The 11,496-nt window shown below is 58.1% G+C and carries 11 protein-coding genes and 1 tRNA gene; 4 read left to right on the top strand and 8 right to left on the bottom strand.

Annotation, left to right across the window (positions count from 1 at the left end; all coding sequences use genetic code 11):
- Nucleotides 1-16: 16 nt before the first annotated feature.
- Nucleotides 17-454: a type II 3-dehydroquinate dehydratase gene (gene aroQ, locus DXA43_RS03660; protein ID WP_117806288.1), complete on the top strand. Its 438-nt coding sequence runs from the start codon at nt 17-19 to the stop codon at nt 452-454.
- Nucleotides 455-558: 104 nt separating this feature from the next.
- Here the strand turns inward: aroQ and DXA43_RS03655 are convergent.
- The 3 genes from DXA43_RS03655 to DXA43_RS03645 all read right to left on the bottom strand — a co-directional run bounded on the left by DXA43_RS03655 (nt 559) and on the right by DXA43_RS03645 (nt 2,314).
- A tRNA-Arg gene (locus tag DXA43_RS03655) sits at nt 559-635 on the bottom strand.
- A gap of 54 nt (nt 636-689) precedes the next feature.
- Entirely contained in the window at nt 690-1,457 is a 768-nt protein-coding gene (locus tag DXA43_RS03650; RefSeq protein ID WP_117806287.1) for an ABC transporter ATP-binding protein, read from the bottom strand.
- A gap of 11 nt (nt 1,458-1,468) precedes the next feature.
- Complete coding sequence (locus tag DXA43_RS03645; protein ID WP_233540011.1) at nt 1,469-2,314, bottom strand: ABC transporter permease; 846 nt, start codon at nt 2,312-2,314, stop codon at nt 1,469-1,471.
- Between the two features lie 160 nt (nt 2,315-2,474).
- On the opposite strand from DXA43_RS03645, the gene DXA43_RS03640 reads away from it, so the two are divergent.
- From DXA43_RS03640 to DXA43_RS03630, 3 genes are read left to right on the top strand one after another with little or no spacing between them, the layout of a single operon-like run.
- Complete coding sequence (locus DXA43_RS03640; RefSeq protein ID WP_117564228.1) at nt 2,475-3,446, top strand: glycosyltransferase family 2 protein; 972 nt, start codon at nt 2,475-2,477, stop codon at nt 3,444-3,446.
- Nucleotides 3,447-3,452: 6 nt separating this feature from the next.
- Nucleotides 3,453-4,421 (top strand): glycosyltransferase family 2 protein, encoded by a 969-nt coding sequence (locus DXA43_RS03635; protein ID WP_117806286.1) that lies wholly within the window; start codon nt 3,453-3,455, stop codon nt 4,419-4,421.
- Nucleotides 4,405-6,813, top strand: a complete 2,409-nt coding sequence (locus tag DXA43_RS03630; RefSeq protein WP_117806285.1) for a YfhO family protein — start codon at nt 4,405-4,407, stop codon at nt 6,811-6,813. The genes DXA43_RS03635 and DXA43_RS03630 overlap by 17 nt, the downstream gene beginning before the upstream one ends.
- A gap of 37 nt (nt 6,814-6,850) precedes the next feature.
- Here DXA43_RS03630 and DXA43_RS03625 read toward each other — a convergent pair whose 3' ends face one another.
- From DXA43_RS03625 to DXA43_RS03605, 5 genes are all read right to left on the bottom strand, one after another.
- Nucleotides 6,851-8,305: a sugar nucleotide-binding protein gene (locus DXA43_RS03625; RefSeq protein ID WP_117806284.1), complete on the bottom strand. Its 1,455-nt coding sequence runs from the start codon at nt 8,303-8,305 to the stop codon at nt 6,851-6,853.
- A gap of 123 nt (nt 8,306-8,428) precedes the next feature.
- The gene (rfbB, locus tag DXA43_RS03620) at nt 8,429-9,448 is read right to left on the bottom strand and encodes a dTDP-glucose 4,6-dehydratase (protein WP_117806283.1); all 1,020 of its coding nucleotides are present in this window, start codon (nt 9,446-9,448) and stop codon (nt 8,429-8,431) included.
- A 75-nt stretch (nt 9,449-9,523) separates the two neighbouring features.
- Nucleotides 9,524-10,498, bottom strand: coding sequence for a hypothetical protein (locus tag DXA43_RS03615; protein WP_117806282.1), 975 nt, complete (start codon nt 10,496-10,498; stop codon nt 9,524-9,526).
- Nucleotides 10,499-10,507: 9 nt separating this feature from the next.
- Entirely contained in the window at nt 10,508-10,945 is a 438-nt protein-coding gene (locus tag DXA43_RS03610) for a DUF4869 domain-containing protein (RefSeq protein ID WP_117806281.1), read from the bottom strand.
- Between the two features lie 95 nt (nt 10,946-11,040).
- Nucleotides 11,041-11,496, bottom strand: a 456-nt coding sequence (locus DXA43_RS03605; RefSeq protein ID WP_255413618.1) for a sugar nucleotidyltransferase, incomplete at its 5' end; no start/stop codon positions are given.

Here is an 11,496-nt window from a genome sequence, read left to right as displayed (position 1 = left end):
CGCAAAGGAAGCAACCATGAAAGCACTCGTCATCAACGGCCCCAACCTCAACATGCTCGGCATTCGCGAGCCGGGCATCTATGGCAGCGACAACTACGACCGCTTAGTGCAGATCTGCCAGGAGGCAGGTGCCGCACAGGGCTTCGACGAGATCGAGGTCTTCCAGTCCAACCACGAGGGCAGCATCGTCGACAAGATCCAGGAGGCCTACGGCAAGGTCGACGGCATCGTCATCAACCCGGCCGCTTATACGCATACGAGCGTGGCGATCCTCGATGCCCTCAAGGCCGTCGCCATCCCGGCTGTGGAGGTCCACATCAGCGCCGTAGAGACACGCGAGGACTTCCGCCAGGTGAGCTATGCACGCCTGGCCTGCTTCGCCACCATCACCGGCGAAGGCCTCCAAGGCTACGCCCACGCGTTGGAGCTGCTGAGGGAGCGTATCGAAAAGTAAAATGCCAACCCCAACAAACAGCAGCGGCTTGCTCGCGCTCGGCTCCAGCAGCACACAAGATGAAAAAAGCCCAGACCACCAAGCGGTCCGGGCTTAATAAACGATGGTGCTCCATGGCGGATTCGAACCGTCGACCTTGGGATTAGAAGTCCCCTGCTCTATCCAACTGAGCTAATGGAGCAAATAACCGCACGCCCAAGCAAGCGTAAGCCTGTCAGGCGCAAGTAATTATAACCTAGTTGAACTGCTCGCGGTACGCCTTGCAGACCTCATCGACCGGGCCGTCCATGCGAAGGTCACCCTTCTCAATCCAAACGGCACGCTGGCAGATGCGCTCAACCTGCTCCATGGAGTGCGAAACGAACAGAACCGTCACGTCGCCGCTCTGGATAAAGTGCTGGATGCGGGCCTCGCACTTCTGCTGGAAGAACACGTCACCGACGGACAGCGTCTCGTCAACGATCAGAATATCGGGCTCGGTAATCGTCGCGATTGCAAAGGCGATACGCGCCACCATGCCCGAGGAGAAGTTCTTAAGCGGCATATCGACAAAGTTCTGCAGCTCAGCGAACTGGATAATGCCGTCAAAGTTGGCGTCGATGAACTCCTTGGTATAGCCGAGCAGGGCGCCGTTCAGATAGATGTTCTCGCGGGCGGTCAGCTCGGGGTCAAAGCCGGCGCCAAGCTCAATCAGCGGCGCGATGTTACCGTGCACCTTAACGCTGCCCTCGCTAGGCTCAAGCACGCCAGCGATAATCTTGAGCATCGTAGACTTGCCGGAACCATTGGTGCCGACCAGACCCACGACCTCGCCGCGATGAATATCAAACGAGATGTGCTTAAGCGCCCTAAACTCCTCAAAGAACAGCTCGTGCTTGGCAAGCTTAATGAAGTACTCCTTGAGGTTGGTCAGCGACTCGGACGCCATGTTAAAGATCATGGTGACGTCGTCGACCTCGACAGCCAGAGGCTGCTCGCTGTAATCAACAACAGATTCAGTCATCACAGCACTCCTTAGATGTAGAGGATGAACTTGCGCTCGGACTTATGGAACACGGTATAGCCAATAACAAGCGCAAGAACCGCCCAAGCAGCGCACATACCAGACGTCATAAGCGAGGGCGTAGTTTGGAACAGAAAGATATCGCGCATAAACTGCAGGTAGTTGTACATGGGGTTCGCATACATCAAGATACGCACGAGATGCGGCATTTGCGCAATATAGTCAGTCGTCCAGAAGATGGGCGTAATATAAGTCCACGCCGTAATGACTACGCTCCACAGATGCATAACGTCGCGGAAAAAGACCGTAAGGGCAGAGAGCATCATGCCCAGGCCCATGCAGAAGCACATAAGCAGCAGCAGGCAAACCGGCAGCAGAATCAGGTGCCAAGAAGGCATAACGCGGAACCACAGCATGACGATGGCGACGGCGACCAGCGAGAAGGCAAAGTTCACCAGCGAGAAAAGCACTTTCTGCACCGGGAAGACCCAGCGGTGCACCTTAACCTTCTTGAGCAGAGGGGCAGCACCCACGATCGACGTTAGGGCCTGGTTCGTGGACTCGGACATGACGGCAAAGGTAACGTTACCCACGATCAAGTACAGCGGGTACATCTCGGGCGTCATTGATCCATTGCGGCCCTGGCCAAAAATCGTCGAGAACACGATGGCCATGACGATCATCATCAGCAGCGGGTTGAGAACCGACCATGCGACGCCCAGAACGCTACGGCGATACTTGATCTTAAAATCCTTGGTAACCAGCTGACGAAGGATAAACGCGTCCTTCTCAAATTCGTTCTTAGCAAACGTCGCAGGCAGACTGCGAGTTTCTTGTTGCTTTGTCTGATCCGACACGGATGCAACTCCTTTACTCGTAATCGTTGACAAACGAACAGTATAGACCCGACGGCCATGCAAACGATTCGCGCAACAAAACTGGAGAACTAACCCACATCTTAGGATGCCAAGCCCAAACGGCTATACTTTCAAGAATTGAATGTATAAGGAGCATTGAGTGAATTCTGAATCCATCGCCGTCATCATCCCCTGCTACAACGAAGCCCTCACGATCGGCAAAGTCATCGACGACTTTCACCGCGAGCTTCCGCAAGCGACGGTCTATGTCTATGACAACAACTCGTCGGACGATACCTCACGCATCGCCACCGAGCACGGCGCCACGGTCCGCTTTGAGCCCCGTCAGGGAAAGGGCAACGTGTGCCGCCAGATGTTTCGCGATATCGACGCCGATTGCTACCTGATGGTCGACGGCGACGACACCTACCCCGCCGAGGCGGCCAAGGCCCTCTGCGAGCCTATCCTCAACGGCGCGGCCGATATGACCGTAGGCGACCGCCTTTCCAACGGCACCTACGCCGAGGAAAACAAGCGTGCTTTCCACGGCTTTGGCAACAATCTGGTCCGCGCCATGATCAAGTGGATCTATGGCTACAGCTTCGATGATGTCATGACCGGCTACCGCGCCATGAGCCGCCCGTTCGTTAAAACCTTCCCTGTGCTTTCCGAGGGCTTCCAGATCGAAACCGAGCTCTCGATCCACGCCGTCGACCACCGCTGGCGCATCAAAGATGTGCCCATCGAGTACCGCGACCGTCCGGAAGGCTCCGAGTCCAAGCTCAATACCGTGAGCGACGGCATTAAAGTCGTCACGATGATCGGCACGCTGTTCAAGGACTACCGCCCGCTGAAGTTCTTCAGCCTCGTCGCGCTTCTGTTTGCGGTGATCGGCCTCGCCCTGGGCATGCCCATCGTTGTCGAGTATTTCCAGACCGGCCTCGTTCCGCGCTTCCCCACCGCCATGCTCGCCGCGTCGTTTATGTTCCTGTGCGGCCTGAGCCTTGCAACCGGATTCATCCTGGATTCTGTAGCAAAGGTCGAAAAAAAGCAGTGGGAGGTCAACGTATATAGCAAGTACGCCTACGACGACCAGCCCGGCCACCCTACTTCCAAGCCAAGCGAGAGGTAAACCACCATGCCGCTCATCTCCATCGTCGTACCGAGTTACAACGAGCAGGAATCACTTCCGATCTTTCTCAAAGAGCTCGATGGCGTCGTTCGCATCATGACCCGGCAAGACCCCGGCATCTCCTTTGAAGCCGTCCTCATCGACGATGGCTCGGCAGACAAAACGCTCGCCGTCATGAAGGCGGAAGCCGCGGCGGCGCATCCATACGCCATCCGCTGGCACTCTTTCTCGCGCAACTTTGGCAAGGAGGCGGCACTACTCGCCGGACTCCAACACGCAAGGGGCGACTATGTCGCCACCATGGATGCCGACATGCAGGACCCGCCCTCGCTCCTGCCGCAGATGTACGAGATCTTGCAGACCGAAGACTACGACAACGTCGCAACGCGCAGGACCACCCGCAAAGGCGAACCTCCCATCAGGTCGTTCTGTGCCCGTATGTTCTACAAGATCATCAACCGCATTTCCAAGGCCGACATCGTCGACGGAGCACGCGATTTTAGGCTCATGAAGCGGCCTATGGTCAACGCCATCATCTCCATGGGCGAATACAACCGATTCTCCAAGGGCATTTACGGCTGGGTCGGCTTCAAGACCAAATGGCTCCCCTACGTAAACGTCAACCGCGTGGCCGGCGAGACCAAATGGAGCTTTTGGTCGCTGCTCCTTTATTCCATCGACGGTATCGTCGCGTTTTCCACGGCACCGCTCTCCCTCGCCGCCCTCACGGGTATCGTCTTCTGCCTCATCGCTATTCTGGGATTCGTCGTCATCCTAGTAAAGACGCTTGTCTGGGGCGACCCCGTCGGCGGATGGCCGTCGCTCGCCTGCCTCATAACGCTGTTTGGCGGCATGCAGCTTCTGTGCCTGGGAATCATAGGTGAATACTTGGCAAAAGCCTACTTGGAAACCAAGCGACGTCCCATCTATATCATTCGAGAATCCAACGAGGAATCTGATGACACGGCCCAATAACAGCACGCTCAAGAATGTGGCGTTCTACGCCGCCTGCTTCGCATTTTCCGTCGCACTCTTTGTCGCACTTGCAGTGGCAGGGCATGTCTACCCCTTTGGCGACAACTCGTTTCTCACCAACGATCTCAAATACCAATACATCGACTTCTTTGCTTGGTTCCGGCGCGTCCTTTTAGGCGAGGCAAGCCTTCGCTATTCCTTCTCGCAGGGACTCGGCATGAACACATGGGGGCTCTATAGCTACTACCTCGCCAGCCCCTTCAACCTGCTCTGCGCGCTGTTTCCCGCAGACAAGCTAACGCTCTTCGTGTTTGTTATCTCCGCGCTCAAACTGGGCTGCATCCACATCAGCAGCGCTCGGTATGTGCAAAAGCGCTTTGACCTACCCAAGCCCGCAGCATTCCTGCTTTCCCTCTCGTTCACGTTTTGCAGCTGGACCATCAGCAACCTACGCAACCCGCTCTGGATCGATTGCCTCATCCTGCTGCCCATCTGCGCCTACGGATGCTACGAGCTCATCCGCAAGCAGCGCATGATCCGCCTCGTCATCGCAACGGCGCTCAATGTCATGTTCTGCTGGTATACGGCCTACATCAGCATCCTGTTCCTCTGCATCTTCGTATTGGTCGAATTTGTCGATTATGTTGCAGAAGAAGGTTTTAGCTGGAAGCTCATGCTCGATCGGGCCCTGCGATTCGCCGGGGCTATCGCGCTCGGACTGCTTCTGTCCGCCTGGACCTTTTTGCCGACCATCCTTGCCATGTCCAAGGGCGGTCCCGTTCTAGCACTCGGCCCCCTACTTAAAACCAGCCTCAAGTCGCTCATCAGGGGCTTTCTTCCCTGCATGTGGGTAAGCAACGAAAGCACACCGCAGTTCTATTGCGGCATCGTCATGATGCTGCTTGCGGTGAGCCTGCTGGTTAACCGCACGGTTTCGATCAAGACGCGCATCGCAACACTCGTCGTCACGATAATCCTGGTCGCAAGCTCCGTTTTGAGCCCGCTCGAGTACATCTGGTGCGGCATGCGCGTTCCCAACGGCTTCTACTCGCGCACGGCTTTTTTGCTGAGCTTCTTTGCGCTGTGGGCCGCAGGACACGCGCTGCAGGCGCTCAAAAACCAGCCCAAATTGCGTCAAGCCTATCGCCCCGTCGTCATCATGCCCCTCCTGGCACTAACCGCCATTGAGTTGTTTGCCAACGCCCATGTTATGTGGAACCAGCTGTACACAGGCTATTCCGAAAAAGCCAACAGCGCCTATGTCGCCACCGCAACCGACACTATCACGACCATTCAAGACCAGACTTCGGCGTCGTTCTATCGCATTGACCGCACAACCACACGCGTCGACAGCGCCGCCCTCAACGAAGGCCTGGCGCTTGGGTACAACCAGTTGTCTTCGTATTCGTCTGCCAACAACCCGCAGGCCATCGCACTGCTCAACTCCCTTGGATACAGCAGCGTCGGCGAATTCTCGACCCGTTATGCCGAGCCCATTCTTGCCGTTGATGCCCTGTTGGGAGTCAAGTACGCCATCGCCGAGCACGCGCCTTCGGGATACGCGGCAATGACTGAAATAGCCGATACAGCAAGTGCGGTGTACGAGAACCCCTATGCGCTCAGCGTTGGTGTCATGGCATCCAATGACATTCAAAACTGCACGTTGAAGGGCGAGAACCCCTTCGAAAAGCAAAACGACCTCTACAGCAAAATCCTGGGCCGCGAGGTAATGCTCTATACCAAAATCGAGGCCAAAAACACGGAGGATGACGAGAACTTAAGGCAGTGGAACGCCACCGTGCCGTCGGGTTCCATCGGGTATCTCTACATCAACAAAGATGCGACCGCCGGCAGTTATTGGCCCGTCACCCTTACTATCGACCAGCGAACGATCGGAAACGAGGCCTGGAGATTCGACAATAATATCCGCCAGATTGCGGATGCATCGGACTCCCCGAGCCAGCATACGGTGTCAATCGGAGTCGTAGAGGGCTATACAGACATGCCCCAAGACAATGAGCCGGTCTTTTACGCCCTCAATCTGGACGTTTTCGAGCAGATTATTAACGAGCTTAAGATGAGCGAATTTGTTCCGACGGTTTTTGAGGACGGAAGGATCGAAGGCGAGTATACCGCCAAGGATGACGGCAACCTACTGCTGAGCGTTCCGTACGATGAGGGCTGGAACGTAACGGTAAACGGAACCGCCACAGAACTAACGCCCGCCGCCGACAAGGGCTTGTCATCCTTGAACATGCAGAAAGGCGCGAACAGGATCGTGATGACCTACAAGACTCCGGGCGCCCTTGCGGGGCTTGCAGTGAGTCTGGCGACCGCCGCCGCCCTTGTTGCAGCGGGGCTATTCACCAGGCAAAAGAAAAGCCGCCGTTAAAGAACGGCGGCTTTTACTCTCGAAAAGTTAATAGCGGCTAGAGCGTCTTGAGGTACTCCCCCAGCTCTTCCTCCCAGTCGGGCATGTGGAACCCGACCGACTCGAGTTTGGACAGGTCGAGCGCGGAGTGGACCGGGCGCGGGGCGACGGGGCCGGCGGCATTCGCGTAGTAGTCGGCGGTCGACACCGGCACGACCTTGTCGCCATTGCCGTTGGCGGCCTCGAAGACGGCGCGGGCGATGTCCGCCCAGCTCCTCACGGCGCCGGAGCCGGTGCAGTCGTAGGTACCGTAGGGGGCGTGCGAGCCCAGCACGTGGAAGATGGCCTCGGCCATGTCGCGCGTGAAGGTCAGGCGTCCCAGCTGGTCGTCCACGACGGTGACCTTGTCCAGCTTGTCCTCGGGGTCGGCGACGCGGTCGGAGAGGCCCTTCATGGTCTTGACGAAGTTGTGGCCCTCGCCGATGACCCAGGAGCTGCGCATGACGTAGTGGCGCGGGCACCCCGCCACGGCGATGTCGCCGGCGGCCTTGGTCTGGCCGTAGACGGACAGCGGGGAGAACGGCTCGTCCTCCGTGTGGACCTCGGCCGTGCCGTCGAAGACGTAGTCGGAGGACACGTGGACGAGCGTGATCCCGTGCCCGGCGCAGGTGCGGGCGAGCAGGGCCGGCCCGGTCGCGTTGGCCTTCCAGGCGGTCACGCGGCCCTCGGGGGTCTCGGCCCTGTCGACTGCCGTGTAGGCGCCGCAGTTGATCACGGTGCCGTAGAGCGACCAGTCGTACTGCGCGTAGGCCGCCGGGTCGGACATGTCGAAGGTGTCGATGTCGCAGAAGTCGAAGTCCTTGGCGACGCCGCGCTCCTCCGCCAGCGCGCGCACCGCATGGCCCAGCTGGCCGTTGCAGCCGGTGACGAGGATGCGCTTCGGCGCCATCGGGACGACGTCCTTCAGCATCGGGTGGTTGAGGTCGGCCTCGGATACGGTGGCCTCGTCGAGGGGGATCGGCCACTGGATGTTGAGCTCCGGGTCGGCGAGGTTCACGAAGGTGTAGGTCCTCTTGAGCTCCAGCGACCAGTGGGCGTCCACCAGGTAGGTGTAGGCGGTGCCGTCCTCCAGCGCCTGGAAGGAGTTGCCCACGCCGCGCGGGACGTAGATGGCCTTGCTCGGGTCGAGCGTGCAGGTGAACACCTTGCCGTAGGTGGCGCTGCCCTCGCGAAGGTCCACCCAGGCGCCGAAGACCGAGCCGCGGGCCACGGAGATGAACTTGTCCCAGGGCTCGGCGTGGATGCCGCGCGTGACGCCGCGGCTGTCGTTGTAGGAGATGTTGTTCTGGACGACTCGGAGGTCCGGGATACCCAGGGCGGTCATCTTGGCGCGCTGCCAGTTCTCCTTGAACCAGCCGCGCGAGTCGCCGTGGACGGCGAGGTCGACGACCTTGAGGCCCCCGATGCCGGTCTCGGCGACGGAGAGGTCCTTCTCAAATGCGATGTCTGCCATGTGGGAAAAGCTCCTATCGAAGAGGTTGGATAACCGGGGGCGCCCGCGCGGGGACGCAGGATCATCCCCATGCCCTGCGGCCCCGCGCGGGCGCCCCGCGGCGCGGTACGCCGGGATGCGGTCTTACTGGCCCTGCGCCCTGTATCTGGCCTCGGTGGCCTCCTTGGCCGGGCGCCACCAGGACTCGTTGGCGACGTACCAGTCGATCGTCTGCTTGAGTCCCTCGGCGAAGTCGGTGTGGGCCGGCCTCCAGCCCAGCTCGCGCTGGAGCTTGGTGGGGTCGATGGCGTAGCGGCGGTCGTGGCCGGGGCGGTCGGCGACCCAGTCGAAGTCCTCGGGGTCGCGTCCCATCGCCTCCAGGATCATGCGCAGGACCGTGATGTTGTTCTTCTCGCCGTCGGCGCCGATGAGGTAGGTCTCCCCCATCTCGCCCTTCGTGAGGATGTCCCAGACGGCGCTGGAGTGGTCCTCGGTGTGGATCCAGTCGCGGACGTTCTCGCCCTTCCCGTAGAGCTTGGGGCGGACGCCGTCGATGATGTTCGTTATCTGCCTGGGGATGAACTTCTCCACGTGCTGGTAGGGGCCGTAGTTGTTGGAGCAGTTGGAGATCGTGGTGCGCAGGCCGTAGGTGCGGGTCCAGGCGCGGACCAGCATGTCAGAGGACGCCTTGGTGCTCGAGTACGGGCTGCTCGGGTGATACGGCGTCTCCTCGGTGAACTTCGCCGGGTCGTCGAGCGCCAGGTCGCCGTAGACCTCGTCGGTGGAGACGTGGTGGTAGCGGATGCCGTACTTGCGGACGGCCTCCAGCAGGCGGAAAGTGCCCTCCACGTTGGTGCGCAGGAACGGCTCGGGGTCGGCGATGGAGTTGTCGTTGTGGCTCTCTGCGGCGTAGTGCACGATGGCGTCGTGGCCCGGGACGATCCTGTCCAGCAGCTCCGCGTCGCAGATGTCGCCCACGACGAGCTCCACGCGGTCCGAGGGCAGCCCGGCGATGTTCTCGGGGTTGCCGGCGTAGGTCAGCTTGTCCAGGACGGTCACGTGGACGCCCGGGTGGTTGTTCACGACGTAGTGCACGAAGTTGCTGCCGATGAAGCCGCAACCGCCCGTGACGATGATGTTCTTGGGTTCAAAGATCTCAGACATGAAAATCCAATCTGAAGCATGTACAGCTTCTTTAGTATGCCGCAGGAAGTGACGACGCGACACTATTCAACAAAACTATCGGACATTTCGGCATGCGATAAGAGCCATGACCTTCGCAGAATTACTTCCCGTACAAAACGCCTCCGGAATGCAGTCTTTGTCGTACTGAAAAACCGAACCCGTAGTTTCTTCGCGTAAGTACTTATAGAAGAAGTCCTCCCAGCTTTTAAACTTCTCACTGTCTGCAAACGCTTCCGGGGCTTCCAGCACCGTCTTAGCATCAAGCCCAGAAATTACGTCGGAGCTCAGCAGAAGCCACTCGAACGACTCGGGAAGACAAACCGTTACTGCATCGCGGCGAATGTCCTGGAGCTTAAGGACACGGTCCGCATAGCACCCAAATGCTGCTCCGTCCGCAACAACAAACACGCGATCGTCGAGATGCCGATCCAACCACCCCAAAATCGCGCTGTTCGTCATAGCCGAAGCACAGGTAAGCTCACTGTCAGCGAAATGCCGTTCAAAGAATTGAAAACCAGACTTACTGTCCTCGCATAGAAGGATAGAAAAGTCCTGTTTTGGCGTCGACCGGGAAAGAGCGTAACGGTGATTGCCGCGATCTTGATAAACGGGTACGAAGGAGTGGTATTTTCCGCTCGTCTTAATCTTGTAAATCTCATCCACACTATACGGAAGATTGGGAAAGTCAGCCCTTGAGATCAGCACGAAGTAGTTCGAGGAATACAACACATGATGAGCGAATTCGTCGGAATGAATCTCTTTTAAGCCCTCGTCAACAAATACAATCGAATCATGAACGGATGAAAGCTGGTTTCTCCAGTCATAATCGGTCAGGGCAACGCAGGGACAATCGCATTGCAAGGAAACGCCAGACTGCTCGCCCATGCGCATATAGTCTGCGACCATATCGAACAGCGTCGTCTTGCCCGTGCCACTATCACCACGCACGATAGTGATATTCCGCTTAATAGTGAATGTATACTTAGTTCCCCTGCGGCGGGAAATCTTAACGAGATGCGAACCGTTCATAAGCAGCACCTACAGATACGGAATCGACTCATGAATCAGCTCGGCCATGTTATGGACAATGCGGCCGCTGTTCACGACTTTAATTTTGAAGTCCTCGCGTCCAAAATCCATCACATGGTAAAGATTCACAACAAGCTTGCGGTCTTTCGCCATGTCGAGAATCCACTTAGCGCAGTTATCGCCACAGGTCGAAGCATTATAAATATGCTTTCGATCGAACCTCATGAGCAGCAACGTTTTCACGCCACCAGAAAGCTGAAGTGGAGAGATGGACCCAAGCACGGGGCTTTCAATGACATTTTCGGAGACAACATCCGATCGATCGACATCTTTAATGATCGAAACCGCATAGGGGTTCGTGATCCAAGAAGACCGGTAAGAGTTTTTGAAATATGTCGCTGTGTTGTAAATCGCTTCTGGCATATCGCCAAAGTAGACGTTTAACACATCCACTCCCAATCATATTGTCTTTGCGGTCAACGTAATCATAACGAAAGGGGCCACCAGATAAACGGTGACCCCTAAAAGAAAGCAAGACAGCGCTAGTACTCGCGCGGGCTGTTGACGATCTCGCCGGCGGCGACCTTCTTCAGGTGCTGCCCGTAGACCGACTTGCCGTAGGCCTTCGCTGCCTCCTCCAGCTCGGCGGTCGTGATCCAGCCGTTCTCCCAGGCGATCTCCTCGGGCACGGACACGGGCAGGTCCTGGGAGTGCTCCACGGCGCGGACGAACTCCGCGGCCTCGTGCAGGCTCTCCATGGTGCCGGTGTCCAGCCACGCATAGCCTCGGCCCAGGGTGACGACCGACAGCGTCCCCTCCTCCAGGTACATCTGGTTGAGCGTGGTGATCTCAAGCTCGCCGCGGGCGGACGGCTCCACCCTATGTGCCTTGGCGGAGACATCGCCCGGGTAGAAGTACAGGCCGGTGACGGCGTAGGAGCTCTTGGGCTCCGCGGGCTTCTCCTCGATGGAGACGGCCCTGCCCCGCGCGTCGAACTC

The organism is Collinsella sp. OF02-10, from assembly GCF_003463445.1.
In the GTDB taxonomy this organism is placed as follows: Bacteria; Actinomycetota; Coriobacteriia; order Coriobacteriales; family Coriobacteriaceae; genus Collinsella.
The sequence above is the reverse complement of the archived record's forward strand: the minus strand, read 5'-3'. Positions and strand labels throughout refer to the sequence as shown.